24 protein-coding genes and 4 tRNA genes are annotated in these 26,893 nt (G+C 47.0%); 10 read left to right on the forward strand and 18 right to left on the reverse strand.

Features of this window, described 5'->3' with window-relative positions:
* From RM811_RS08390 to xthA, 4 genes are all read right to left on the reverse strand, one after another.
* The coding region (locus RM811_RS08390) for an efflux RND transporter permease subunit (protein WP_402522861.1) at nucleotides 1–518 on the reverse strand (518 nt) is incomplete at its 3' end.
* 4 nt (nucleotides 519–522) lie between these two features.
* On the reverse strand, nucleotides 523–1,632 hold the full coding sequence (locus tag RM811_RS08395; RefSeq protein WP_402522864.1) for an efflux RND transporter periplasmic adaptor subunit: 1,110 nt from the start codon (nucleotides 1,630–1,632) through the stop codon (nucleotides 523–525).
* A gap of 273 nt (nucleotides 1,633–1,905) precedes the next feature.
* Nucleotides 1,906–3,090 carry a hypothetical protein gene (locus RM811_RS08400; protein ID WP_402522866.1) on the reverse strand — a complete coding sequence of 395 codons (1,185 nt, stop codon included), beginning with the start codon at nucleotides 3,088–3,090 and terminating at the stop codon, nucleotides 1,906–1,908.
* A 164-nt stretch (nucleotides 3,091–3,254) separates the two neighbouring features.
* The gene (xthA, locus tag RM811_RS08405; RefSeq protein ID WP_402522984.1) at nucleotides 3,255–4,067 is read right to left on the reverse strand and encodes an exodeoxyribonuclease III; all 813 of its coding nucleotides are present in this window, start codon (nucleotides 4,065–4,067) and stop codon (nucleotides 3,255–3,257) included.
* A 545-nt stretch (nucleotides 4,068–4,612) separates the two neighbouring features.
* On the opposite strand from xthA, the gene RM811_RS08410 reads away from it, so the two are divergent.
* From RM811_RS08410 to RM811_RS08425, 4 genes are all read left to right on the forward strand, one after another.
* Nucleotides 4,613–4,942 (forward strand): MarR family winged helix-turn-helix transcriptional regulator, encoded by a 330-nt coding sequence (locus tag RM811_RS08410; RefSeq protein ID WP_020583484.1) that lies wholly within the window; start codon nucleotides 4,613–4,615, stop codon nucleotides 4,940–4,942.
* Between the two features lie 397 nt (nucleotides 4,943–5,339).
* Entirely contained in the window at nucleotides 5,340–6,419 is a 1,080-nt protein-coding gene (locus RM811_RS08415) for a DNA-binding protein (protein WP_402522869.1), read from the forward strand.
* On the forward strand, nucleotides 6,416–7,528 hold the full coding sequence (locus RM811_RS08420; RefSeq protein ID WP_402522870.1) for a tyrosine-type recombinase/integrase: 1,113 nt from the start codon (nucleotides 6,416–6,418) through the stop codon (nucleotides 7,526–7,528). Before RM811_RS08415 ends, RM811_RS08420 begins: the two co-directional genes overlap by 4 nt.
* Nucleotides 7,529–7,636: 108 nt before the next feature.
* Complete coding sequence (locus RM811_RS08425; protein ID WP_402522871.1) at nucleotides 7,637–8,659, forward strand: protein DA1; 1,023 nt, start codon at nucleotides 7,637–7,639, stop codon at nucleotides 8,657–8,659.
* Between the two features lie 189 nt (nucleotides 8,660–8,848).
* On the opposite strand, the gene RM811_RS08430 is transcribed toward RM811_RS08425, so the two are convergent.
* From RM811_RS08430 to RM811_RS08470, 9 genes are all read right to left on the reverse strand, one after another.
* Nucleotides 8,849–8,922: transfer RNA gene (locus RM811_RS08430), tRNA-Cys, on the reverse strand.
* Between the two features lie 21 nt (nucleotides 8,923–8,943).
* Nucleotides 8,944–9,030, reverse strand: a tRNA-Leu gene (locus tag RM811_RS08435).
* Between the two features lie 61 nt (nucleotides 9,031–9,091).
* Nucleotides 9,092–9,165, reverse strand: a tRNA-Cys gene (locus RM811_RS08440).
* A gap of 15 nt (nucleotides 9,166–9,180) precedes the next feature.
* Nucleotides 9,181–9,265, reverse strand: a tRNA-Gly gene (locus RM811_RS08445).
* Between the two features lie 99 nt (nucleotides 9,266–9,364).
* The gene (gene pgsA / locus RM811_RS08450; protein ID WP_402522873.1) at nucleotides 9,365–9,928 is read right to left on the reverse strand and encodes a CDP-diacylglycerol--glycerol-3-phosphate 3-phosphatidyltransferase; all 564 of its coding nucleotides are present in this window, start codon (nucleotides 9,926–9,928) and stop codon (nucleotides 9,365–9,367) included.
* 65 nt (nucleotides 9,929–9,993) lie between these two features.
* Complete coding sequence (gene uvrC, locus RM811_RS08455; protein WP_402522876.1) at nucleotides 9,994–11,838, reverse strand: excinuclease ABC subunit UvrC; 1,845 nt, start codon at nucleotides 11,836–11,838, stop codon at nucleotides 9,994–9,996.
* A 178-nt stretch (nucleotides 11,839–12,016) separates the two neighbouring features.
* Nucleotides 12,017–12,655 carry a UvrY/SirA/GacA family response regulator transcription factor gene (gene uvrY, locus RM811_RS08460; RefSeq protein ID WP_402522879.1) on the reverse strand — a complete coding sequence of 213 codons (639 nt, stop codon included), beginning with the start codon at nucleotides 12,653–12,655 and terminating at the stop codon, nucleotides 12,017–12,019.
* A gap of 193 nt (nucleotides 12,656–12,848) precedes the next feature.
* Nucleotides 12,849–13,778 carry an electron transfer flavoprotein subunit alpha/FixB family protein gene (locus RM811_RS08465; protein ID WP_402522881.1) on the reverse strand — a complete coding sequence of 310 codons (930 nt, stop codon included), beginning with the start codon at nucleotides 13,776–13,778 and terminating at the stop codon, nucleotides 12,849–12,851.
* Nucleotides 13,778–14,527, reverse strand: coding sequence for an electron transfer flavoprotein subunit beta/FixA family protein (locus RM811_RS08470; RefSeq protein ID WP_402522883.1), 750 nt, complete (start codon nucleotides 14,525–14,527; stop codon nucleotides 13,778–13,780). Before RM811_RS08470 ends, RM811_RS08465 begins: the two co-directional genes overlap by 1 nt.
* Nucleotides 14,528–14,963: 436 nt before the next feature.
* Here RM811_RS08470 and RM811_RS08475 point away from each other — a divergent pair, with 436 nt between their 5' ends.
* Nucleotides 14,964–16,622: an electron transfer flavoprotein-ubiquinone oxidoreductase gene (locus RM811_RS08475; RefSeq protein ID WP_402522885.1), complete on the forward strand. Its 1,659-nt coding sequence runs from the start codon at nucleotides 14,964–14,966 to the stop codon at nucleotides 16,620–16,622.
* A gap of 24 nt (nucleotides 16,623–16,646) precedes the next feature.
* On the opposite strand, the gene RM811_RS08480 is transcribed toward RM811_RS08475, so the two are convergent.
* The gene (locus tag RM811_RS08480; protein WP_402522887.1) at nucleotides 16,647–17,228 is read right to left on the reverse strand and encodes a DUF1285 domain-containing protein; all 582 of its coding nucleotides are present in this window, start codon (nucleotides 17,226–17,228) and stop codon (nucleotides 16,647–16,649) included.
* A 197-nt stretch (nucleotides 17,229–17,425) separates the two neighbouring features.
* On the opposite strand from RM811_RS08480, the gene RM811_RS08485 reads away from it, so the two are divergent.
* Nucleotides 17,426–18,361, forward strand: a complete 936-nt coding sequence (locus tag RM811_RS08485; RefSeq protein ID WP_402522889.1) for a hypothetical protein — start codon at nucleotides 17,426–17,428, stop codon at nucleotides 18,359–18,361.
* Nucleotides 18,362–18,800: 439 nt separating this feature from the next.
* On the opposite strand, the gene RM811_RS08490 is transcribed toward RM811_RS08485, so the two are convergent.
* From RM811_RS08490 to RM811_RS08500, 3 genes are all read right to left on the reverse strand, one after another.
* Complete coding sequence (locus tag RM811_RS08490) at nucleotides 18,801–19,079, reverse strand: 4a-hydroxytetrahydrobiopterin dehydratase (protein ID WP_402522892.1); 279 nt, start codon at nucleotides 19,077–19,079, stop codon at nucleotides 18,801–18,803.
* Nucleotides 19,080–19,330: 251 nt separating this feature from the next.
* Entirely contained in the window at nucleotides 19,331–19,726 is a 396-nt protein-coding gene (locus RM811_RS08495; RefSeq protein WP_402522894.1) for a hypothetical protein, read from the reverse strand.
* Between the two features lie 497 nt (nucleotides 19,727–20,223).
* Nucleotides 20,224–20,883 carry a hypothetical protein gene (locus RM811_RS08500; protein ID WP_402522896.1) on the reverse strand — a complete coding sequence of 220 codons (660 nt, stop codon included), beginning with the start codon at nucleotides 20,881–20,883 and terminating at the stop codon, nucleotides 20,224–20,226.
* A 3-nt stretch (nucleotides 20,884–20,886) separates the two neighbouring features.
* Between RM811_RS08500 and RM811_RS08505 the strand changes: the two genes are divergently transcribed.
* A complete protein-coding gene (locus RM811_RS08505) occupies nucleotides 20,887–21,129 on the forward strand; it encodes a hypothetical protein (protein WP_402522898.1) in 243 nt (80 codons plus the stop codon).
* Nucleotides 21,130–21,419: 290 nt separating this feature from the next.
* Here RM811_RS08505 and RM811_RS08510 read toward each other — a convergent pair whose 3' ends face one another.
* Entirely contained in the window at nucleotides 21,420–21,605 is a 186-nt protein-coding gene (locus tag RM811_RS08510; RefSeq protein ID WP_402522900.1) for a hypothetical protein, read from the reverse strand.
* A 318-nt stretch (nucleotides 21,606–21,923) separates the two neighbouring features.
* On the opposite strand from RM811_RS08510, the gene RM811_RS08515 reads away from it, so the two are divergent.
* The 3 genes from RM811_RS08515 (at nucleotide 21,924) to RM811_RS08525 (ending at nucleotide 26,832) form a co-directional block, all read left to right on the forward strand.
* Nucleotides 21,924–25,283, forward strand: a complete 3,360-nt coding sequence (locus RM811_RS08515; RefSeq protein WP_402522902.1) for a hypothetical protein — start codon at nucleotides 21,924–21,926, stop codon at nucleotides 25,281–25,283.
* Between the two features lie 125 nt (nucleotides 25,284–25,408).
* Nucleotides 25,409–26,125 carry a leucyl/phenylalanyl-tRNA--protein transferase gene (gene aat / locus RM811_RS08520; RefSeq protein WP_402522904.1) on the forward strand — a complete coding sequence of 239 codons (717 nt, stop codon included), beginning with the start codon at nucleotides 25,409–25,411 and terminating at the stop codon, nucleotides 26,123–26,125.
* On the forward strand, nucleotides 26,125–26,832 hold the full coding sequence (locus RM811_RS08525) for an arginyltransferase (protein WP_402522906.1): 708 nt from the start codon (nucleotides 26,125–26,127) through the stop codon (nucleotides 26,830–26,832). Before aat ends, RM811_RS08525 begins: the two co-directional genes overlap by 1 nt.
* The last annotated feature ends 61 nt before the right edge of the window (nucleotides 26,833–26,893 follow it).

The following is a 26,893-nucleotide window of genomic DNA, read 5'->3' on the forward strand; positions in this document are numbered from 1 at the left end:
TCCAGAATCTGCTTTCTTGATTCCAGCTCATCTTTGAGTTTACGGGCCATTTTAACCAGCGCCCGTTCCGGCAGGTTACCGGAAAGAACAGCGGTAATGACCGGCTCCATACTGGCAAATGAGATCTGATTAATAATGGGTTCATCGGTACCCTGGGGGAGTTTGCTTTTTGCCAGGTTCACTTTGTCCCGAACATCCGCAAGAACCTCGTCAGTATCCAGCCCGGCAATAAATTCCAGAGTAATTGAGGCACGGGACTGTGAAGCGGTGGCCTTGAGCTCTTTAACACCCTCGATAGCTCTCAGTTCTTTCTCCAGGGGCAGAACCAGCAGACGTTCTGCATCCTCAGGAGATATACCTTCATGGGAAACCGAGATATAGATGACCGGAATGGTGATATCAGGGCTCGATTCTTTTGGAATAGTCAGATAGCTGGCCAGTCCGGATATCAAAATCAAAGCCAGCAGCATCATCACAGTACGGGTTCGTATCAACGAAGCAGAGATTATGTTGAGCATGGCATTATTCCCCCGCAATCAGGGAACGATCAGGACTGACCACATCCACAAGGTCACCGGCACGGACAAAACCCTGTCCACGGGTAATAATTCTCGCCTGCTCCGGAATTCCAGTGACCCAGAGGCGGTCACTTTCTGACTTCACCACATCCACCGGCGTAAACTGTACCTTACTGGCGGTGGTAACCCATTTGATGCCGGGTTCACCGTCTTCACTCAGGGCCAGCCAGGCAGGACTGATTTCCAGCGCCAGAACTTCTTCCATCAGAAGGTCCGCTTCAACACTGAGTCCTGCGGGAATTTTCATGTTTGGATTGGGGATGGTTAATTCAACAGAGAACGTCCGGGTTGATGAATTAGCCTGGCGGTCAATAAAACGAATAGTGGCTTCTAATGTGCGGCCACCCAGAAATCGGACTTCAGCTTTCTGGCCAGGCTTGAAGTAACTGATACTGTTTTGCGGAACATCGACACTCACCACCAGAGGATCAAGATCTAATATCTCAGCCACTGGGTTTCCTTTATCAAGAAAGTCACCAACCTCTACGTGTCGCTTATTAAGAATGCCAGGTATGGGTGCTTTAATCTGAGTATTATCCCACTGGGTCTGGAGTTCCTCTTTTTGCGATAATGCTTCTGCAAGTTCCGCTTCAAGCTGGGTGATCTGATTCTCGGCAATATGCTTTTTCTTTTGCAATAAAAGGGCTGACTGATAATCCTGCTCAGCTTGCCTGATCCTGGCCTCTGCCGATTTCAGCTGAGCTTTCAAGCTACCTTCACGAAGTCGGACAATTTCCTGTCCGGCAGTCACTAACTCACCACGATTGGCCAATATATCCATAACCCTCGCTGCCAGTTCGGCGCTGACAGTGACGGTACGGTCTGTCTCGGTTCTGCCATACAATGTTAACGTGCGTTTAACAAATTCTTGTTTGAAATGAGTTGCCTGAACAGCGGACAGGACTTCTTGCCCGGAAGTTACCGGGGTTGGGGCAGGGGTCTTGTCAGCATCATTGATATTTACGACATCGGCAGTAAGAAGGTACACCACTATACCCGCCGCAATAACACCGGCGGCCAGCCACGAGCCGTTCACATTGACTAACTTTTGCACTTTTTATATTACCCCGGCGTCACTTTTTTTATTTTAAATCGGCAATCATTGCCCTGACGTGTTCGTTGTTGTTAGCGTCGACTGTGCACGTAGCTAAAGTATTTGCATAGAAATACTACGATGGACGCATAACCCTATCCATAAGACCTGCAATTCTCGCAATATCCTATTAGAAATGCGACCAGTTTCTTATAGTTCAATAGGACGATGATAGGGAGAGAGTGCTATGAGCCCGATGATCAGGGCTCATAACACTGATTTGAGGAAATAAAGCTAGTTGATACTCTTTGCATTAAGGTGGCGTTTGTTTTCACCTTTTACCACAGGGCGAATAACCTCTGGCAGGGTATATTCATAATAATGATGCGGCACATGGTGATAACCAAAACTGGCAACGGTTAACACCATTTGAATCCCGTGAGCAAGAGAACGATCAGTTGCCAGCTCGAAAAAAGTGTGCCCTAAATGCAGCACTCCAAAGATTTCCCCCCATGCGCCATGATGATGGTCATGATAATGCTTCTGCCCCCCATTAATAAATTCACCAACGCCATTAGTATGATCAATAATTTCCGCGATATGGAAACCGGCACCGATCAAACTGGTTAATCTGTGTAGCCCCTGATGACCAATGCCAATAGAGTGAGCAAGCCTTTCTAATGAGGCAAAGTGTGACCCATGACTGGCATGATCTCCTACACCTAATAAAGAACCGCCGTGTTTAATAAAATCCATTCCATGTAAAACAAGGCCCACTAAATCCCCATAGCCAATGACTGTCTTGAAAACCGGACTCCTGTAGAGCTTCCAGCGATCGAGCACATAAACAGAAGAAGGATAGTTATCGTGATCAAAAATCAGGACCATCGAGTAACTGTCGCCAATGTCCAGTATTAGAAATTCATCATTAATAGAGTGCTTTAAGTTGCTTATATCTTTGGATGAAAGGTGATGTGGCTCAGGCTTGAATAAATGGAGAGTCTCTGAGTTTTTGGTCTCCCCGGTAAGATAGTCTGATATGTCAGTGGTGTTGTTGATCTCTTTATATGAGCGCTCTATGAGGGCAGGGTGGAGCTGAGCAATTATAGCTCTGGTCAGTGGGTTATCTTTGTTGCCAAGAGGTAACTCTTGGTAATCAATACTTAATGGAATTGTGGTTTCTTTATCATCCTTGTGGGCGATGATTGATCCCAGCTCTGACATATTATTGGGATTACGATGAAAGTATCCCTTAAATCGCAACCCTCTTAGAGGAAATTGTGAACCATTGTTCTGATAAACCTCGCCCTTTTCAAACTCCAGGACTGACTGACATACATTATCATGGCTTGAACATTCAACGGAGATAGTGGTATTTAATATTTCCTTGCCCTGATAATTTAATAGTATCTCTTTAAATTTCACACCATCATCCACAGCCGCTAATAAGGTTCCTGGAAGAAAGATAAAAAAAGCCATAAAAAACAATCTGCTTTTATGAAAAGCGGTCATATTTATTGCCCAATCATTTGTTATTGATTGGGCTTAGAATAGACCGCATTTAAAAGTAATCAAATAAGAATGATTCTCAATAAGGCAAGGAAAATATAATCACCCTTCGTGTTATCAATCACCATTTATATCTAGATCATGAATTCTGCTATGACTGGCGCATGATCTGATGGTTTTTGCATTGCCCTGACAGGGTAATCAATATTCACAGAATGACAGCGCTCCATAAGAGAAGCCGTTGCCAGAATAGCATCGATTCTAAGTCCTCGTTTTGGCTCTTTTTCAAATCCACGGCTGCGGTAATCAAACCAGCTGAACAGGTCGCTTTCAGTAGGATGCAACCTTCTAAAACAATCAGTTAGCCCCCATTCAAGCAGCCTGTCAAACCACGCTCTCTCCTCTGGTAAAAAGCTGCATTTGCCTGTTTTCAACCAGCGCACGGCGTTATCATGACCTATCCCAATATCCAGATCGGTGTGAGAGATATTAACATCGCCAACAACCAAAAGGTTGGAAGAGGGGAGGCAGCTACTGTTTAAATAGCTTTGTAATTCATTGTAAAACCTTTTTTTTCCAGAGAATTTAACCTCATGATTACGGTTTTCTCCCTGGGGGAAATAGCCATTGATAATTTTGACGATGTTTCCATTTATATCGTAATCACCAATGATGGCTCTTCTTTGAGCGCCCGGAATGTCTGTCGGAAAGCCTTTTTGAACCTGTAAGGGTGGAACTTTACTCAGCAAGGCAACACCATAATGAGTTTTTTGCCCATGGAATGTTACGTGGTATCCCATTTCGGTGACTGCGTTAACCGGGAAGTCTTCATCAGCTACTTTTGTCTCCTGAAGGCCAATGATATCAGGGCTATAGCAGTCAATAACCCGGGCTAGCTGGTGTAGCCTGGACCTGAGGCCATTAACATTAAAGCTAACTACTTTCATGGCTTTATCTCTAATCAACGTTTCACTTCTGTATTTAACATAATATATATTATGCGAATAATGATATCACCGTAATAACCTCGTCCCCTCAGGGGAAAAACACCTGAAAAGCGCTTTATTCACGACAATATATGCGTAATTTTATTTTTTAGAGAATTTTTTCAAAAAACAGTTGTCCAACACTTACGCGGTTTTAATATACATATACAGAGAGCAGGACGCTTAACTAATTAGACGTCATCGTGCTTCAACGGCCTTCAGCCGGAATTGATAGAGCTAAAAGTCTATTAACGCTCTGTATACGGATCGGTACTGCACTCGACAGACTGTTTCTTAACGTAACAGTTTTGTTACCCGGTGCCGAAATATTTAACGACTATGATCAGAAACTTGCTATAACAGTAGAAAACTGTCTACTATTTATTCTGGTATAGCAGTCGCCGTAACCGTTGTACAGACTAGGCTATAGCCTAACAGCATGAAAATTAAACGACGCTACTAGTCCACAACACGCCTCATAACCAATTAGAGAAAGGTAACTGCCAATGACTTTGAAAGGCCTCATAAAATTAACCCAGCTGATGCAGGAACAACCACTGACTGTTATCCAGTGGCAAATTCTTCTTGTGGTTGCAGAAAACCCTGGAGAAACCATTACTGATCTTGTGAACGCAGAAAAGCTTACCTGCGGTACCCCAAGTGATATTGCTGTCAGTGTCAAGCGTTTGGGCGAAGGACGGCATGATCGGCCAGGTCTTGGTTTGATTAAAAAAGTACAGCATGAAGACGATGGTCGCTATTTCAAGCTGACGTTAACTGCTAAAGGTAAAAAGCTTGTTGAGAAAATCAAGCAGAAAGCTCGTTATTTGAAATGAGTGCGCAGTGATAATAGAAGGGTTCTACACAGTTGTGAGAGTATCAAAGAAGTTACTCTTTAGGGCCCTCACCCTCATCTCCTCTTATTTATTCTTCATCCTGTCTGGCACTGGATTACTCCAAGCTTTTTATTCCTCCCACCATTTTAGTTCCTGTCACGCTTTATTTTAATCTTCGTAATGTTCAGCTCCAAAGACCTCCTTTTTAAAACCCGTTTTAACTCTGTGTCCTCTCAAACTATCTGATTCACTGCTTTTGGCTATATATCTTTCTTTTCGATATTTTACTGCCGGTAAGTTCAGTTACCGGCAGTAGAGATCTTTCTGGCGAAACCATTGATACTGGTATTATAATACTAGTATCAATGGTTCTATAATTTCCCGGGATTTACCACTTATGAAAGAAAATGATCAGGATCAGCAGAGAAGACAGCGGATATTCAGCATCCTTGATGGCCTGAAAGAAAAAGGTGAAAGAATCAACGCTGACAAGGTGGCCCGTATAGGAAAAATGGGTAAGCAGACCATCCTGCCCTACTACAATGAATGGCGTTTTCTGGGAGACTTGGGTGAGGAGCAAGAGCTTGAGTTACCTGATGAACTGGTTAGAAGCTTGAAACGCGGTATTGCCAGGTGGAAACATCAGCTGACTGAAGAACAAAGGACTTTTGAAGAGTCGGCAAATCAGGAAATTGATCAGTTAAAGGAAACCCTGCAGCAGCTTTTGGATAAAAATGAGCGCTTAAACAAAAGCAATGAGGGGCTGCAAAGTGCGCAGCAGAAGACTCAGGCAGAACTTGAAACGACAAAACTTGAGTTACAACAGAAAGACCAGCAGCACAAAGAGTTGGAAGCCCTTTTGCAGTGGGAACAAAAGCAGAACCAGCAGCTCCAGTCAATGCTGGAAGAGCAAAAGGCGCTTCATCAGCAGTCCATAATTAACCTTGAGAAGCAGATGGATCAGCGGCACCAGGAACAACTGGATCACTGGCTAAGGGTTGTTGATGATGAGCGCAGGTCAAAGCAGGGGCTGGAAAAAAATACGGCGAAGCTCAACGAAAAACTGGGGGAATTGCATAAGGCTAATCTTGAATTACAGAATCGTCTTGATAGCAAATCAAAGGCATATATTCAGGTTTGTGAGGAAAGAAATCAGCTGTCCTCCGGCAGAGAGAAAACAGAGATTATTCTTGAATCAACCCGAAAGCTCATGGTTTTACTGGACTGTGAACAGGAGGATGTCCTGAAAAATGTTCGAAGCCTCCAGAGTGAGTCAAGAGAATCGATGATCGTACATCAACAATATCAAACCACAAGAAGTGCTAATGACAAGCTTGAAATACGTCTTGCTGAGTCGGAAGATCGGGTAAAGCAACTCAGCGGCCTGGAGCGCGAGCTTGAAAGAGTCCGCGGTGCGGCTGAAGCCTTTGAGAAAGCACTATCCGTAAAGCCAAATAAGGAAGAGGTAAAGGAATGAGCCAATCCATTTTGCCCGAAGGCTTATTGATACCCGCCCTTCCCTTTGTCAGCTCCGACCCGGGTCATGATAACTTGATGGGCGCTGACCATGACGGTGATGCCATGGCCTTGTTTTTGACGAAGTCAGGCGCTCGCTCAGAGGAAACCCTTAGACGTTATGAAAGGGAAGTTACTCGGCTAACCGCTTATTTATATCTGGAGCTGGGGATTGGATACAAAGAAGTTCGACTGAAGCATGTGCAGAGCTATCTTTATTTTATTCAAAATCTGCCAGAACGCTGGCTGGTCAAAGGCGTTCTTCCTGGCCAGCCCAATAGAATCATGTTTCGGTCAGCGATAAGTCAGGGAAAAAGTACTGACCAAATCATTGATGTAATGTCATCTTTTTTCTCTTTTCTTGAGAAGAATCGCTATATTTTTGGTAACCCGGCTACCTCCCTGGTTCGCTCAGGTGAAAAGGTAGCCAAGGGTAATACTGTTATTTGCTATTTTTATGAAAATGAGTGGCAGTTTATCCGGGAGTGCCTTGAGAGTATGCCGTCAAACACAAATAAGGAGCGCCTTGAGGCTGAACGAACACGATTTATCATCTCATTGAGCTACGGACTGGCCTTAAGGGAATCTGAACTGACGGGACATACCTGCTCAGACATAAATCCAGATAATGACAATGGATACTGCCTCAGCGTTCTGGGAAAAGGACGAAAGAGAAGACAAGTACCGATCAATGCTAATCTTCAGCAGACGATTATTCGGTATCGACAGATTAATGGCCACTCAGGATTGTATGGTGATGATTTCCCTTTAGCTCCAAAGGTGCGAAAGACAAATGGCGTTATGAGTCCCCTTTCCTCTCGAGGACTTCGATACTGGTGGAAATCATTTATGAGTCATTGTCAGGACAGAGCGGACCCCATTATCAGACATCGCCTGCAGGATCTGCCATTTCATACTCTCCGCCATACTGCCCTTACTCATCTGGCGCACAGGATGGATATTGAAGATCTTGCTATATTTGCTGGTCACGACTCAATTAATACAACAAGTCAGTATTATCATGCCGAAGCGAGTCGATTGAAAAAGATGGCTGCCGATCATCATATTTGATAGGACAAGAAAAGAAGGCCTTGTCTCTATGAAGAATTGTTATTACAGGTCATGGAGAATTCTTCCAGAGTGTTACGGGGTCTTATTATTCATGCTTCAGGGAAGGTCATGAACTATTGCCAGGGTTGCAAAAAACCGGTTAAAGGACGGTATGTCAAGGCCATGGGGGTGAGATGGCATCCGGGTTGCTTTAAATGCAAAGGCTGTAAAAAGCCATTCGCAGGAAAGGCCTTTGTTGTTTTCAGGAATCGGGCTTTTCATCCGGACTGCTTTAAATGCCCTGGCTGCAGAAAGCCTGTAAAGGGAAGTTATATTGACCATGACAAGATGCCATGGCATCCGGTTTGTTTGGAAAAACAAACCGCCCCACTCTGCTCTGTCTGCCGAAACCCTCTAACGCCGAATTATTATATCGATTTCTGGGGGAATAAGTTTTGCAATATTCACTCTGGCCACCCGGAGTGCTCAAGCTGTGGCCGGCTGGTGTGCGATAATCTTACCGATGGCGGCATGCAATATCCCGATGGGGTGGTGATATGTAACCGATGCAGCCTCCATGGTGTTTCTTCACAGGAGCGAGCCGAAAAAATAGCAGAGGAAATGCGCTCGGCACTGGCGTCGGTTGGACTGAAGCTTAATTCAACCCAAACCCCGGTTAAACTCTGTGACAGAGATGAGTTAAATGGAGCGAGCCAGCATGATTTTCATGAGAACCACCCGATTCTTGGGGTGACCAGAACCACAACCACTCATCAGAAAGGGCGGATTCTGGCCAGAAACTTTGACTGCATTTTAATTCAAATAAACTTACCAGAAGAGCATTTTCGTACAGTTATGATTCATGAATTAACTCACGCCTGGTTTTTTTATAACTACTATGAAAATCTGCCATTGAAGGTCGAGGAAGGCATGTGTGTACTCATGGAATATATCTGGTTGAAAAATCTTGATACCCAGGATGCAGAATATCGACGCAAAGAGATAGAGCTCAGCCCGGATCCCATTTATGGTGATGGATTCAGAGAAGCGAGAGAATCTTTGAAGCATATGCCGCTTGAATCACTTCTCGACTTTATCAAGGATAAGAAGAAATTCCCTGGACGCTGGAGTTCTTTTTTTTACCATGGGTAATGCATAAGCCTCTCAGACCTTTCATGAGCTGTTTGATTTGCTCATAATCTATTACAAATGATGCTGACTATTGGTAAGTAAAACGCTGGATGAAACGTGGAGTTTTCTATTTCGAAGGGCTGCCTACCTGAATCCTGCAAAAGGACAATTATTATTTCAGGTAGATATTTATATCAGGAGAGTGAAGTCTGGAGGCGAGTACCGGAGTCGAACCGGTCTAAATGGAGTTGCAGTCCACTGCATAACCGCTTTGCTAACTCGCCATATTTGGAATGTAATCAGGGTGGTGCCCGAGGCCGGACTCGAACCGGCACGATCTTTCAATCGAGGGATTTTAAGTCCCTTGTGTCTACCAATTTCACCACTCGGGCAGTACTTGGATAGTACAGAGTAACGCCATAAAAAAACAGGCTTATGCCTGCAATTTTATTCTGGAGGCGAGTACCGGAGTCGAACCGGTCTAAATGGAGTTGCAGTCCACTGCATAACCGCTTTGCTAACTCGCCGCAATCTGGAACATAAACGGGAAACGAGGTTCGCTCTTGTCATAAGAAAGACGACCTCAACCTTGGCAAGGTTGCGCTCTACCAACTGAGCTATTCCCGCAATCTCGTGTTAGACGACGGATACTGAATACCTGTCAGCGCCCGAACACGAAGCGTATTGTAGGTTTTTTTGTTTTGATGTCAACTGCTATCAATCGCATCAGTCAGGTTTGTTAAACGGGGAGAGGTCTGGCCAGGCCGCTTTCAGATAAACATACATGGACCATAGTGTTAGAACTGCAGACAGATAAAGTAGCAGAATTCCGAGAAAGCCAACCCATGAGTCAACAGGCACGGGGGATAGTAGCAGCAAGGTAATGGACACCATCTGAGCCACTGTTTTTGCTTTCCCAATCATACTGACAGCCACGCTGGTTCGTTTACCCAGTTCGGCCATCCACTCCCTGAGGGCCGATATAACGATTTCACGACCAATAATGATTAATGCGGGCACGGTCACCCAGTATATCCGGAACTCATCAATCAACAGGCATAAGGCAGTAGCAACCATGATTTTGTCCGCTACCGGATCAAAGAAAGCACCAAACGGGGTACTCTGATTCAGACGTCGGGCAAGATAGCCGTCAAGCCAGTCAGTGGCCGCAGCAAAGGCAAATATTCCTGCACAGGTCAGATAACTCCATTCAAAGGGGAGATAAAAAATGACCACAAGAAAAGGAACCAGAACAATTCGTGTTAGTGTTAGAAGGTTTGGGATGTTCATATAAAGCCAGAGATCAAAGCAGAAGATTCTTTGGGGCATACGGTACACAGTACTGCTCCCCGGTGCTAGTCATTATGTAAATATTCATGTATCTGTTGTGCCAGCCTGAGGCTGATACCTTCAACTTTCTTTATTTCTTCAATGGTCGCATTAATCACGCCATCACGACCACCAAAGAACTTTAGTAGTGCAGAACGTCTTTTGCTGCCTATCCCCGGAATATCTTCAAGAACAGAGCGATTCCTGGCCTTTTGCCGACGCTGCCGATGACCGGTAATAGCAAAGCGATGGGCCTCATCCCTGATTTGCTGTATTAAAAGCAGTGCCGCTTCAGAACCTTCCGGATTGAGCTCTTTGCCCTGATAAATAAGCGTTTCAAGGCCGGGCTTGCGGGTTACGCCTTTAGCAACGCCCAGTAATGGGATCGGTAGTTTAAGCCTCTCGATGACCTCTGAAGCCATACCAAGCTGGCCTTTACCGCCATCTATAATGACCAGGTCCGGCTTCAGACCCTCCCCTTCAGGCGCCTCTGCGAGTTTGCGGTAACGCTTGTCAAGAGCGACAGCCATCGCTGCATAATCATCACCTGGCGCTATACCTGAGATATTGAACCGCCTGTATTCACTGCTAACCGGACCTTCTGGTCCGAAAACCACACAGGACGCAACGGTGGCTTCTCCCATGGTATGACTGATATCGAAGCACTCCATCCGCAAGATGGGATTCTCAATCCTCAGTAATTCATTAAGCTGGGCATATCGCTTTGTCATATGGCTTTTGCTGGCCAAATGACTTTCGAGGTTTTGCTGAGCGTTCTTATTGGCCAGAGTCAGCCAGTCATGTCTGTCAGAGCGTACTTTGCACTTGATTTTGATCTTTTTGCCCGAAACGGCCGTTATGGCATCCTCGATGGTGTTTGCTCCGGCCAATTCAACGGGAACAACGATTTCATCCGGCAGATCACGACTGCCAAACAGTCGAACATAAAACTGCGCCATAAAATCTTCGAGATAGTCAGCGGGCTCTGCTTCAAGCTTAAAATCAGGAAAGTAGTATTTATGGCCAAGCACCCTGCCCGATCGAATAAAAAGAACATCAAAACAGGTGTTGCCTGCTAGTTGAGCAAAACCGATAACATCAATATCTCCGGCGGCTTTAGTCACGGACTGTTGTTCCTGGATTGCCCGAAGGTGGTTTATCTTGTCCCGTGTTGCAGCGGCCTCTTCAAAATCAAGTGCTTCCGCAGCTGTTTCCATCCGCTTGATCAGAGATCGGATCAGTTGCTGATTTTTACCTTCAAGAAACTGCTGAGTATCGACAATATCCTGCTGGTATTCATCTTCTGTTACCAGCCCGACACAAGGGGCTTTACAGCGATCAATCTGATACTGAAGACAGGGCCTGGTACGGTTTCTGAAATAGCTGTCGCTACACTGGCGGATTTTAAATATCTTCTGAAGCAGGTGAAGGCTGTCTCTTACCGCTACTCCACTGGGGTATGGACCATAGTAATGCCCTTTCTGTCGTTTACGCCCCCTGCAGGAATCCATTCGGGGGAAGTCACTATCAGCAGAGATGTAAATATAAGGGTATGATTTGTCGTCCCTCAACAATATGTTGTAAGGCGGTTTCCTGTCCTTGATGAGGTTCTGCTCCAGAAGCAGTGCCTCGGTCTCGGTATTGGTGATGGTTAGCTGAATATCGGCAATTTTGCTAACCAGAGCCATTGTCTTTGTGGTAAGCCCCGTAGCCCTGAAATAACTGGAAAGGCGATTTTTGAGATTCTTGGCTTTACCGATATAAAGCGTTTTTCCATTTTGATCACGCATATCATAAACCCCCGGACGGCTTGAAGCCTTTTCCAGAAAGTCCTTGTGATCAAAAGTTTTTTTTCCTTCACTACCTGCCATGAAACACCAAACGAAGCTTATTAAACAACCATTGAATTATATCTTCACAGTGGCTGGAAACGAACAGTTCTTTAAACAGAAGAAGGTTGATCCACCATCCCGAACAGTGAGTGGTGGTGAAATGAAGCAAAAACAGTAGCAAGATTTTACCGAGGGAGGCAATGAGCAGTCAGTTTTATTACACGGTTTCCACCAGCTCATGACGAATGGCTAAATGCGTCAGCTCAACATCACTGCTGATATTCAACTTTTCAAACATCCGATAACGATAACTGTTTACGGTCTTGGGGCTAAGACAGAGTTTGTCAGAAATAGTCTGAACTTTCTCACAGTTGACAATCATCAGTGCTATTTGCATTTCCCGGTGAGAAAGCTGGCTGAATGGAGTGGCACTGTCAGGCCCTATAGCATTCAAAGCCATTTGCTGGGCTATTTCAGGAGAGATGTACTTCTTACCAGCAAAGACGGCCCTGATAGCCGTGATCATTTCAGTAATATTTGAGCTTTTTGTGACATAACCTGAAGCACCCGCTTCGAGCAGTTTTGTAGGGAATGGGTCTTCCATGCAGACGGTAACAGCAATCACTTTCGCATGAGGGTTAATCTGGCAGATTTTCCGGGTTGCTTCGAGCCCCCCTATGCCAGGCATCCTGACATCCATTAAAGTAACGTCAGGGGCGAATTCCCGATACAGACTGATGGCCTGTTCACCACTGTCGGCCTGGGCAACAATCTCAATGCCTTCAACGTCCGCCAGCATGCGTGAGATGCCGGTTCTCACCAAATCATGATCATCCGCAACCAGAACTCGTATCACAATATACTCCGGTACGTTTTTTATAATTTTATTTTGAACGATTATGCACAGAGTTTATGAATCTGGATAGTCCAAGACAGAAAAAAGACAGCAGGCAATTAATTAAAATGAGCAATGTTTGACCATAAAAAACACCACTCTACTGGAAAGTGGTATTTCGATTAATTAAAAGACTACTGTATTTTATTACCTGTCAGAGTTTACCTTCAAGCTCTGGGATTGCTTCAAACAGATCAGCTACCAGACCATAGTCCGCTACCTGAAAAATAGGTGCATCTTCATCCTTGTTAATGGCGACAATAACTTTACTGTCCTTCATGCCGGCAAGGTGCTGAATCGCACCGGAGATACCCACCGCAACATACAGGTCAGGCGCAACGATCTTACCCGTTTGTCCAACTTGCATGTCATTGGGAACATAGCCAGCATCAACCGCCGCCCTGGATGCACCAACCGCAGCGCCCAGTTTATCGGCAACCTTGTAGAGCAGCTCAAAGTTTTCGCCGTTACCCATGCCGCGACCGCCGGATACGATAATGTCGGCAGCGGTCAATTCAGGGCGGTCTGACTGTGCCAGTTCTTCACTGACAAAGCTTGAAATTCCCGCATCATGGCTACTGTCCACTGTTTCAACCGTGGCGGAACCACCTTCAGCAGAAACAGGATCAAAACCGGTACTGCGTACGGTAATAACTTTGATATTGGCACTGGACTGAACCGTTGCTATCGCATTGCCTGCGTAGATGGCTCTTGCAAAGGTATCCTCGCTGTCAACACGAATAATATCGGATATCTGATCAACATCCAGCATGGCAGCAACACGGGGCAACATATTTCTGGCATCGGTTGAGCTGGAGGCCAGTATATGGGAGTAATCCTTACCCAATTCAGCCACCAGCAGGCTGACATTTTCTGCGAGCCTGTTTTCAAGCGCCGGGTTTTCAGCCAGCAGCACTTTTGCAACACCGGATACGGCAGACGCCTGTTCTGCCACGCTGCTGCACCCTGAGCCAGCAACAAGAAGGTGGATTTCACCGCCAATTGCGACAGCGGCAGCTACCGTATTCAAAGTTGCAGCTCCCAGACTGCCATTATCATGATCAGCAACGACTAATATTGGCATTAGATCACCTTCGCCTCATTTTTTAATTTTTCTATCAGCTCATCCACGCTGGCCACCTTGATACCCGCCTGTCGTTGTGCCGGTGGTTCTACTTTAATGGTGGTTAAAGTAGACGACACTGAAACACCCAGGTCTTCTGGTGACTTAACATCCAGAGGCTTACGCTTGGCTTTCATAATATTGGGCAGTGATGCGTAACGGGGCTCATTAAGACGCAAATCCGTGGTAATCACAGCCGGCAGGTTAAGACTCAGTGTCTGTAATCCGCCATCAACTTCTCTGGTTACGCTGACCTTGCCGCCGTCAACAGTGACTTCTGATGCATAAGTCCCCTGTGACATGCCAGCGAGCGCTGCAAGCATCTGCCCTGTCTGACCATTATCACTATCAATGGACTGTTTACCCAGAAGGACGATATCAGGCTTCTCTTCATCAACAATCGCTTTAAGGAGTTTGGCGACGGTGAGAGAACCCAGAGGCCCATCAGTCTGAACATGAATACCGCGGTCGGCACCAAGCGCCAGTGCTGTCCGTATCTGCTCCTGGCACGCCTTTGAACCAAGGGATACGGCAACAATTTCTGTAGCAACACCTTTCTCTTTGAGTCTTACTGCTTCTTCAACAGCAATTTCACAGAAAGGGTTGATTGCCATTTTGACGTTGGTGAGATCGACGTCAGTGTTATCCGCCTTCACCCGAACCTTGACGTTATAGTCAATGACTCTTTTGACGGCTACTAATATTTTCATGGGTTCGCAGCCTTCCCTTCTCGTTATTGGCTTGATCTTGAATTATCGAACAGATAACGAACAACCGGTTTTTGGGAGCCAGACAGATTTTATTATCATTCAGCAACCTGTGTTCACCCATCTGCGCAAGCGCAGTCTACCAGCACGTCAATAAGGGTTCAAACGTATGTTCTAACTAGTTCATACAAACGATCCCCTGAAAGACACTTGTCTGCTACTATCCGACCATCGGAATATACCTGTTTCTGTGGGGTTCGAGTATATGATGTTTTCATAAAATGATGACCATCAGACGGTGAAGTCCTGAGAACAGGTATTAATAACTACTGATATATTGGTTATTCAGAGAAACACTGAGTATAATGCCAAACAAATTCAAACACTTGTTTGAATCTATTCCTTATAAAAAAACACTCCGACAGGGAGGAAGCTCATCATGGAACGCGAATCCATGGCATTTGATGTCGTTATCGTGGGTGCAGGCCCTTCCGGTTTGTCGGCCGCCTGTCGTTTGATGCAATTGTCACAAGAGCAGAATAAAGAAGTCAGTGTCTGTGTTGTTGAGAAAGGTTCTGAAGTGGGCGCCCATATCCTGTCTGGTGCTGTTTTTGAACCCACTGCATTGAACGAGTTGTTTCCAGACTGGAAAGAGCGCGGAGCGCCACTGAACACCCCCGTTTCTTCTGATGAGATTTATGTTCTTCGCTCTGAAGAAAAATCCATCAAAGTACCTAACCTCTTTGCGCCCAAGACCATGCACAATGACGGTAATTATATTATCAGTCTCGGTAATTTCACCCGATGGCTGGCCGAACAGGCGGAAGGTCTTGGGGTTGAGATTTTCCCCGGTTTTGCTGCCCAGGAAGTTTTGTTTAATGACGATGGCAGTGTTAAGGGTATTGCAACCGGGGATATGGGCGTTTCAGCCTCAGGAGAAGAAAAAGACAGCTTTATGCCGGGGATGGAGCTGCATGCTAAATACACCCTGTTTTCCGAAGGCTGTCGCGGACATTTAGGCAAGGAGCTGATCAGTCGCTTTAATCTTGATGATGGTCGCGACCCTCAACATTATGGGATTGGCATTAAAGAGCTGTGGGATATTTCACCGGATAAACATCAACAGGGCCTGGTGGTTCACACGGCAGGCTGGCCCCTGGATGAAAGTGGCTCCACCGGTGGTGGCTTCCTTTATCATCTGGAAGATAATCAGGTGGTTCTCGGCCTTATTACCGACCTGAGTTACTCCAATCCTCACCTGGACCCTTTTGAAGAATTTCAGCGGTTTAAGAAGAACCCGGTTATCAGGCAATATCTTGAGGGTGGCAAGCGGGTCTCCTATGGTGCGCGAGCCCTTACCAAGGGTGGTCCACAGTCGTTGCCAGAAATGACTTTCCCGGGCGGACTTTTGATGGGTTGTGATGCCGGGACAATGAATGGTGCCAAAATCAAGGGTTCTCATACCGCGATGAAATCCGGAATGATTGCGGCAGAAGAAGTCTTTAAAGCGGTAAGCAATGGCTCTGAAGGTGGTGACAAGCTTGAATCCTTCAACGAGGCATTTAAGGCATCCTGGCTCTATAAAGAGCTGCATCAGCAGCGCAATTTTGGCCCTGCCATGCATAAGTTCGGCAACATCTTTGGTGCCGCCTTTGCTTTTGCTGACATCAATATTTTCAATGGTAAATTACCTTTCACACTGCATGATAAAGTGCCGGATTATGCTCAACTAAAACCGGCAGCAGAATGCAATCCCATTAACTATCCGAAACCGGATGGCGTACTTACATTCGACCGTTTGAGCTCGGTATTCATCTCAAACACCAATCATGAGGAAGACCAGCCCTGCCATTTAAAACTGGCCGATGAAACCATTCCCCTAAAGCAGAATCTTCCTTTGTATGATGAGCCAGCCCAAAGATACTGCCCGGCCGGGGTTTATGAGATTGTTATTGATGAGAACAGTGGTGAAAAGCGGTTCCAGATAAACAGCCAGAACTGTGTTCACTGTAAGACTTGTGATATCAAAGATCCGGCTCAGAATATCACCTGGGTTGCACCGGAAGGCGGTGGCGGGCCAAATTATCCGAATATGTGATTTGCGGCTCTATCCGAGGGTGGCTTAGCCGCCGCCCTCAACACGTCCCAGGGAATATTCCTCCCCCTGGCTGGTTATTTTAAGTTCTACCCCTCCTTCTACAGGCAGTTCTACAGCCTCTTCAACCAGTTGATAAAATACATTTCGATTTATCAAGGCATTTAGCCGATCCCTGACCCGTACATAAGGTGCGGGCTCTCCCGTCTGGGAATCTTCCTTCATAATCAGAGGGTGATCCTTATCTAAAGTCACCTTGTCGCCAATATTGGTGATAAACAGATATTCCGGGCCGTTATCACTGCTCTGTACTTCTGCCTGAACAATCACAAATGGAGCATCATCCACCTGAATTCTAACCATCTCAACCGGTGTCACCAGGTAATAGCAATCGTCATCATCATGTCTGAGAACCGATGAAAACAGCTTTACCATGGCCTCCCTGCCAATAGGTGAGCCGTTATAATGCCACCGGCCATCCCTGCTGATGCGCATATCTATATCACCGCAGAATGGAGGGTTCCAGTTATGGACGGGAGGCAGGCCTTGTTTTTTTTTCAGGAATTGCAGGCTTGAGGCAATATCACCTGGTTCAGAGGGTTTGTTCACAAAGTATTCTCCAACGCTTAATGATTATAAAACCCATTATTTCGAGCTTACCGGGAATAACAAATTTTTGGAGTTTTTCCGAGTACCGGATCTTAAGAATCCAAACTCATGATAAAATGTCACTATTATCTCTATTTATAATCGAAACAATAACAAATGCTAACATAAAGAAATAAATATTAGCTCAGGGTAAGAGCATGAAACTCTTCAAAATGGTTGCGGCATATCTGACCGACTGGCTGAGCCGTGATGTTCAGGAAAGACACAGCCCCCTTTGTGATTTTGAACGCATACGCCATGAGGTTAAGCCCTGTGATGTACTTCTTGTAGAAGGGCGATCCAGAGTCAGTCAGGTCATTAAGCAGACCACACAAAGCCCCTGGTCCCATGCAATGCTTTATATTGGCCGCCTTCATGATATTGAAGATGATAGAGTCCGGCAGGTAGTCAGAGAATCTTACGGTGGCTCACCGGATGAGCAACTGGTTATTGAAAGTGAACTTGGAGTAGGTACAGCTATTCTGCCCCTGAGTAGCTATGATGGAGAACATTTACGAATCTGCCGACCCAAGGGGATCAACTACGGCGATAGCCAAAAAGTCATACATTATGCGATCAGTCGGTTGGGCATGGATTATAACGTCCGACAAATACTTGATCTGGCCCGATTCTTCTTCCCCTACTCTTTTCTTCCAAGACGGCTTGGCTCTTCATTGTTCCAACACTCCCCGGGACAGGAAACAAAAACGGTATGCTCCACAATGATCGCTGAAGCCTTCAGTTTTATCCATTTCCCCATACTCCCTCTGGTTAAACAGAATGACGAGTCAGGCGTTCAGCTTTTCCAGAGAAACCCAAAGCTCTGTACACCCAGTGACTTTGATTATTCGCCCTATTTTCAGATCATAAAGTATCCATTTCTGGATTACAGCCATCACTCTGATTACCGGTTACTGCCCTGGCATGGTCGGGGAGTGCTTGAAGGAAAAGAGGCAGATCTCTATATGTCTTCCCAGCAAATTCAGCAACTGCAGACGGAGAGCTCTGTGGATGGTGAAAGCCTGAGAGATTCCTCCTTTCTGGCGACGGGAAAGAAAGATAGCGATGAGAGTAGTTCTATTTCAACTCATTGAGTGGAATTGAGTGCATTCTTGTCAGGCAGAAAGGTCAGGCAAAAAGAAACCCGCGCTTCTGGGGGAAGAAGACGCGAGCTAAGACCATTAGGAGTGAAACATAGGTACACAATCCAAATATCAAGATCATTTCTGACCCAGACTGATTTAATCGTAGGGGGAAGTCGATCAAATCAGCATCGTAAGTATGATTCAGAATCAGAATACGTCCATTGAATTATAAGATCTTTTTATAATAACAAGCACCATTAAAAGAATTAGAGCCCTTAGACTATTTTAACGGCTTCTCTTATGGAACTGGTAAATTCAACTGGTATCCATCAATTCACAGCTGTACATACTGAGTAAGATGTTTTTAAACGTTAACAACAAAGAATGATCGAAGACAGGACGTACGTGACGCCAGGATGCCTGGCGCTCAAGCTTGTAGTTTCAGCAATCAGGAAGCAGGCTGATTAGTCAGCTCATAAAGAGTATCACAGCGCTGAGCCAGGGCTCGGTCAATAGCAAGTACGCCGCTACCTTCATCAGATTGATGCGTTCCCCAGGCCACAGAAACTTTTCCCCACTCAATGACAATCCGTGGATGATGAATATGCGCCTCAGCCAGACATGCGATGGCGTTGCAGAAAGCTAAGGCCCGAGAGTATTTCTTAAAGACAAAGGTCTTTTCAATATGATCAATATTCTCATATCGACAGGAAACCCATTCGCTCATACTTGCACTCCTGCTGCTGAAAAAGAACAGAGATCAGTCTAATTCAATTATTAGGAGATAGCACCAGAAATGCAGGTATGTTGGATATCAGGCTATGCAAGCAACTTGAAAAATGAATCATATAGCTAAAGCTACCTGACAGCTCACTTGCCGATAACAACTCAACGCATGGAGACTGGGTAGTCACCGGATGCCTGCTGAGCTGCTAAGGGCAACTTTTCCGAGATATTGCTAATTCACTCTTAATGAAATTATGCCTTCTCAGTCTCTGCTTCGGTTTCTTCAGCCTTCAGCTGCTCAAGCTCTTGTGTTGCCGTGCTCAATTGCTGGGTCAGCTGTTTCTGCTTACTCTTCAGAGTACTGTTTTCACCGGTCAGCGTACGATTCTGCTCCTGAAGACGCTTGACTTGCTTCTTCATTCGGTCAGGATTGCTGGCTCTCAGCTCTTTCAGTTCATTTTCCATGGTTTTCAGCTGGGCAGCAGCTTTTTCAGCTTTTTTCTCAGCAGTTTCCAGACGAGATTTTAGCTGACTTGCTTCCCGGTCGTGCTGCTCTGTAATTTCAATAAGAGCTGCCAGGCGTTGCTGTTCAATAATTTCCATTTCATTGCCTGTATCAATGCTTCCGCCCATGCTCAGGGTACCCATAGATTCGATTACCTCCGGGGAGATTTATTGGATAAGAAAGAATAAAAGGCTTCCACCAGCGTGAAGCTTACGCGCCGAAGCGAGAGAACAATTAAAAAAATATGATTTTTCTTCATTAAGCGGCTGGTCAAAAGCAGAATATCAGTAGACTAGGTGGCGCAGTCTAAACCATAAATCCGGATAAGAAAAGCACCAGGCCCTATTTAATGAGTTTACCCGATTCGGTGAATCATAAAGAAGGCTGTCGCAAAACCCACCGAACTCGTTCCCACGGCCCCCGTGGGAATGCATACCGAACCTGCCGCAAATGAAATAACCGGTGTGAAACCCCGTGCAGAGTAAGGCTGCCCCCTTGCTATCACCCTTTGTATGGCAATTCAGACTACGGAGTATCAACAAGCCCTGCGGCATATGTCCAGCTCCCATATGCATTCCCACGCAGGACCCCCAGAACCTAAAAGCGTGGGAGCGGTGTGCCGCAGCACACAATCAGGATGTTAAAGGATATACATCATGATCGTGTGGAAGCTGTGAGCACCATATCTTGCGCCGAACTGTGACAGAAGCTTTGTGGCGGTGGTCAGGCTACCGGCGGTAATGGCGTTATAGATAGGCTCCAGGATAACGGCAAAACGGGTGGCGTCAGCAGCGTGTTTTGCAAAAGATACCGAGGTTGAGTTTTCTCCACAGACCGCCGAAGTTATACCCGGCCCGTGGTGCAGAGCGGTCACGGCCATATTGATTAACGCAAAGGGGTTAGTACTTTTCACCCAGGCGGAGCCAAGATTGCCGGTGACTGCTGCAGCGGTACTGTTCAGTCCAAACCCATACTTTGTGGCGACGGTGGTTGCGGCAGTGACCAGAGACGATTCCAGAACCTTATGTGCGGTACGGGCCATATTAACCGGTGTCATTTTTCCCGGCCCCATCAAGCCGTCATCAATAATCAGGATGATCCTTTCTGCCAGTGATGGTTGTGATTTACCACTGCCTTGAGCCGCTAGATTTACTGTTGGTTTAGGTGCTCTGCTAGATACCGTTCTGCTCTGGCCCACAGCATCTTTTTTATCGGGCATCTTTTGATCGGGCATCCGATGAGGGGCTGTTTTCGGGATGAATCCAGCGATTTCAGGTGAGGCAGTGAAATTAAGGCCCATGGAATGAATCTCCGTTATTCTGCAGTGTCATGGCTTGAAGATGGATATTCAGACCCGATGGTCAAAGAGAAGTTCCCCGGGATTTTGATTTCAGAATTACGGCGCCAGCGATATTTCGTCCGCCTGAAGAGGACTTTGAGTGTGGCGCAAAAGGGAGAATTAACACCTAATCTCATCCCCGCGCAGGAGGTTGTCGCAAAAGGTAATCTGAACGATCTCGACAAGGTCGGTTCTCTAACCTGGTGAGTAGACCGGCGGAACTTCCCCGCCAGCCCCTCGTAAAACGGTACGTGAATCTCTCGACTCATACCGCTTCCATCAGGCAGACTTATCCACTGACCGAAAACTCACTCGGGTGATATCTGCCCTCCCTTGGGTATCACTTGCTGAGCCTCAACTCCATGAGTTGTCCTGTTTTCATTCAACACCGCCTCCCATATGTTCAGGTTGTCGATATACCTTGAAACAGGTTGCTGGCTACGTCCTTTTCCGGCATCCAGACAAGATCCTCATTTCAGGTTCACGAACAAGATCCCTCACATATCGTTGGGTATCTCAGAAAACTGCCTGACGCCGCCCCTTCGCTCCACTCCCATTACAGAAGCTTCAACACTACTACGAACGGCTCCGCCCCAGTGCGCAGCATTGGTACTCAAGCCCTTGTGGGTTCGCCACTTGGGAGTCTCCCTTAACATCCGCACGACTGGTTCCCGCAGTTCCATAAGAAAGCCCGATACAGAGTCATGCCTTCTATACGCCGGACACCGCCTACACAGCATTCGGAATTCACCTGTAGGCTGATCACTGGAGAGGAACGGGCCCCAGCTTTTGATGTCATCGTAAAGCTTTCGACGCCTCAACGAAGGTTCGGTTTTACTCATCTCTCTGTACCATACCTGACGACTCATTGTTCGCCTTTTCCTCAACGCTCACGACCACCACTCTTAATGACAGCCGCTTGAGGTGGTTTGAAGCCTGCTTCCGACAGCCGACTCCGGCGGGCCTACCGCCATCTTTCCTACAGCCTGGCACAGCATTATATGCACCAGCTCTGTAAAAAATTATCGCCCGAAGGTCGGAAGTTTCTTGAACCCTGGCTTCAGGCTCTGACACAAATAGCCGTAACCGCAGGCATACCGAATGATCGGGTCACATCGAGTGATCGCCACCCAGCCACCAGGCAGGATACCCATAACCACAGGGTATCAAGCGACAGCGAGCCACTCTATGCCGGATCTGTGAATACCACAGAAAGCTCCCGGGGCTGCGCCTCTGAAGGCAATGACCCCAGCTGTCTTGCCCGGGATTCGGACCTCCCTGCCTTGTTAGCGCAAAGAGAGGCATCACCGCAAACAAAAGCGGTTATCCTGCCCGCAAACCATACCGGCCATGGGCTGAACAGCCCCATGCTTACTGTTGATGCCCATGTACGTAACCCCGGGAAGAAGGCCGCTGCCACCGGTTTTCTGGAATTCACGGGGGCATGGGCGGGGGAAATCCGGTCCTTCCCCCCGGAACAGGTGAGAGGACATCTGCAGGAGGCCGCCCGTCAGCATCTTGAGCTGCCACAGAAATGCCCGGATATGGCCAACGCAACCCGGATCGGCGCTGACAACCGGGCTGTCTACCTGATAGAGGACGACACCAGCGGGTGGGTGACCTCCCCGGAGAATCATAACCAGAGCTTTCATTACCAGCTGTTTTTGGCAGACCCCGGGAGTCCACTGGTGGCTATCCATGCCGATGGTCACAGTGTTCCTGCCGCAGGCCTCTGGCCCCTGGCGCAGGCTATCCAAGATCAAATAAAGGAAAATATTGAGACTTTGCCGCCTATGGCGGAGCTTGCAAAAAATGTCATTGCTGATGGGTCCCGGAAAGAATCAGCCAATTTAACCTTTGCACAGCCGAAGATACAGACGCAGCTTGACCCTGAGGTGCTCAGCAAGGAAATCAAAAACGGCACAGTGCTGGTGCTGAAACCCTGCAATCCCATAACGCAACAGCCTGAAACGTCGGCGCTGGTTTTTTCTGTTGATCATAACGACCCGAACGTAAAGGTAAATATCGGTACTGAAGGGTTTGTAGAAGGCAGGTCACTGCGCGGCAGACGTCAGGCATCCGTAAAGTTTTCGCATTCTATTGTCACTCATATGGGGGAAATACCCGTTGGCAGGGCACGCACCGTGGTTAACACCGTTTGCAATACGGATAAAGCGCCGGTCATCAACGTCCGGGTCAGCCAGAAGACGGATGATAGCGATGCCGGCAATTGGCCGTTGGCTGGCGAACAATCAGCCTCTATTCATCAAGGGCAATGCAGAGGGTTTAATAATACCCTGGCGCCAATATCTCCCGGTGTTAAAACAAGCCAGCTTGATATTCAGGTCAATGATCAGAAGCAAAGCTTTCAGATTTATGGCACAGGTGTTGAGGCAGACAGCCCGCCACCCCTGGTACAGCATATCGCAACGATGACGCTGCCAGACGAATACACCAAAATGTCCTTCAACGGAAACAATGAACTGGTGACAGAGGGTCGGGGGTTGGGTAGTTACTTCCAGACTGAGCCTCACTTTACCGGTCAGAGACAGATAGATGAGCTTGAAATGAGAACAAATTCTGATTCCCTGTTATGTCCGGGGCCAGGGGGAACGGTGATCACATCTGGCCAGGCTCCGTCCCTGACTCAGCGCCAGCGGGGGAAGATTGTTCGTCAGGTCACTGGTAAAGCCCTTTCGGAACCTGAACAGCACCTCCGCCTGCGCGATGTCGGGTGTCCTGCAATAGAGGGCAAAGTGGTGGGGCTTCTGGAGGCGAAAAACCCTGCCGGCAAATGGGGAGGCGTCTGTCAGTCAGGCTTTGGGCCCATAGAGGGTCGGTTAGCCTGCGAAACCCTGGGTTACCCTGCAGCCGGTGCCATGACCAGCGTGGCCTGTGATGACGACACAAGTAGAGTATCGACTGTCGTGAGTTATATCCGGTGTACTGCCAGCGATAAGGCGCTCCTTGATTGTGAGGCCATTAGTTATACCGGGAGCTGCGAATCAGGAAATGTTTACTTAGCCTGTAACACTCAGCCAGTTACTGAGCCAGCCTTGTCCACCTCCACTGCCCGATTCCGGCCCAGCAGCGACTGCACAAACTTTGGCAAAGTAGACGCGTCGTCCGACATTTATGGGATTGTTGAAGTCAGGCGTAATGAAACCCAGTCTTGGCAAACGGCTTGTCATTGGTTTTTTGACGGAATGGAGAGGAGGGTAGCCGCTCGTATGCTGGGGATACCTCTTGACCGGGTTCGGTGTAGTCGGAGTCCTGTCGACAAGTGCATATCCGAGAAGTTCGATATGGCTTTTCAGAAACTCAACTGCCGTGGTACCGAGGAGTCACTGTATGATTGTCCTGTATTAGGTCATTCATTTTGCAGGGACAAGGACGATCTTAACCCTCTTTCAGCAATGCAATGCGATTTACAACCAGTAGGGTCAGGGTGTAGCGATGGGGCTGAAGACACGCTTCATCTGCAGCTTCAGGGTATTTATTTCCACAACTGGCAGACAGGAGAGACAAAAAAAATACAAAGTCTTGATCCGGAACTGTGGAATGTGAAGCAGTACCACTCCCCTGACACGAATACCATTCTGACATCTAATGGCAGCTTCGTTAACCTCTTGAGTCGCAATGGTAACGCCGGTAATTTCTCTAAACCCTCCCATTCCCTGCCATTGCCATTGATCCAGATGCGAGGTCAGCCAGGCAGTCATAGCGCTTTTGGGCTGACCAGCGATGAGCCTCCCGAGCTGATAAATATATCGGCAAATACCTCTGAGAACCAGTTGACCAGTACCAACCTGGGGAGGCTTGGTTTAAGCTTTGCGTTACCAGATCAGCTGGCCGTTTCGGGTAATGGTTTGATTGCGGTGGGCAATGGTCACGATGTCAGCATTTTTGCCATCGCAAGCAAGTACTGGCATGGGCTGGAAATGCGTCCGATTAGACAGGAAGAAACAGACTGGAAAGTCCCTCTTATTATTGCCGCCGGTGCAGTAGTTTCAAGTGCTAGTGTTACTGCCATCTGTCTTGCCGCCCGCAAACTGCGATGTCAGAGCAATGATGCAGATGTTTCCGACAGGGTGATAGAAATGAGCGAGATCAATCCAGCACAGGTTGCTCAAACCCAATCTGCGATAGCCCTGTTACCCGGTGGCACTCAATTGATGATTCTACCCCCGGAGCAACTGACTCAATTCCTTGCCAACTTCAGGGCTACTGGTGGACAGTTGGCGATAGAACCCGCACCTGCGAGTGCAAATTCTGAAGGAAGAGAGGAAGGAGATACACTCTTGGAACAACAACAAAATGGCGCTGATACTTCATTGCAAGTTGAAGAAATAAACGAATAATCACCCAAGATGAGGAGGGAAAAGACATTTGATAAGCCAGTGTTATAATGTAACCTCATTGAAGGTATGAGTTAGTGGTGTATCGTACTTTACGTTAATAACGCTCTGAATAAGTACTTGAAATAATGCGAGACACAATCACTTTCCTGCCTGAAAAGGTGACCGGGTTTCCTCCCGTAGAATATGCGCTTGAGCAGCCAGATGGACTACTGGCTGTTGGAGGAAACCTGCAAGTCGATACGCTGGTCATGGCCTATCAGCAGGGGATTTTCCCATGGTTCAATGATGATGACCCGATTCTTTGGTGGTCCCCGTCGCCAAGGATGGTGTTCACTCCGGGAGAGCTACATATATCCCGATCCCTGAAAAAGCTGCTTCGGAAAAGCATTTATCAGGTGACCATTGACCATGACTTCCCCGCTGTCATTAACCGCTGCGCCGGTACTCGCCAGAACTCGGAAGGCACCTGGATTACCAGCGATATGAAAGAAGCCTATGTAGCATTACATAATGCCGGGCATGCTCATTCTGTTGAAGTCTGGCGTAGCGGAAACCTGGTTGGCGGGCTTTATGGGTTGGCCATTGGTAAGATTTTCTATGCCGAATCAATGTTCAGTATTGAAAACAATACGTCAAAGATTGCCATGGCAGCACTGTCAGATCAGCTTTGCAAATGGGAGTTTGAGCTGGTGGACTGCCAGGTTCACTCGGCGCATCTTGAATCACTGGGGGCCAGGCTGATAACCAGGGAACTATTTTCTGATTATCTTGAGCGGTATTGCTCAGAAGCGTCTTCCTGTGCAAACTGGAAGCAGGAATGGCAATGGAATGACCATCGGTAATGAGTCAGTACAAGAATCTAAAGTTTTATGCGACCCAACCCCATGAATGCAGTTATCTGCCAGAAGAGCAGGCAACCACATTATTCATGGATCCGGAAGTCTTGCTCGATCAACAATTATGCAGCGATCTTGCCGACCTGGGGTTTCGAAGGAGTGGACAACATATATACCGACCACACTGTCGTCGTTGCAAAGCCTGTATACCCGCAAGAATACCGGTTGATTCCTTTATAATGCGCAGGACTCAACGAAAGACCTGGAACAGGAATTCGACCTTTAGCGTGGATCGGGTATCAGCCGGTTATCAGGATGAGCATTACCAGCTTTATGAGCGCTACATTAATCAGTGTCATCAGGATGGTGATATGTTCCCTGCTTCGGTAGAGCAGTACTCATCCTTTCTGGTTAAAAGCACCGGGTTCACTTCATTTTATGAGTTCCGGTTAAAAGGACAGCTTCTGGCAATATCGGTCGTCGATCGCTTACAAAACAGTCTTTCAGCAATTTATACTTTTTATGACCCTGATTATTCACAACGAAGTCTTGGGCAATACTGTATTTTATGGCTCATTCAAGAGGCCAGAAAGGAAGGGTTAGGCTATCTCCATCTGGGCTACTGGATCCGGAACTGTCAAAAAATGAATTACAAAATTGAGTATCGCCCTGTGGAGCTCTATATCGGTCAGGAGTGGCGGCCGTTGAAATAATTACATTGCAGGTCAAGGGTACTTTGCTTTACCAATTATTTTCAGGCAGAATGCCAGCAAA

It is taken from the genome of Endozoicomonas sp., from assembly GCF_031844845.1.
GTDB lineage: Bacteria > Pseudomonadota > Gammaproteobacteria > Pseudomonadales > Endozoicomonadaceae > Endozoicomonas.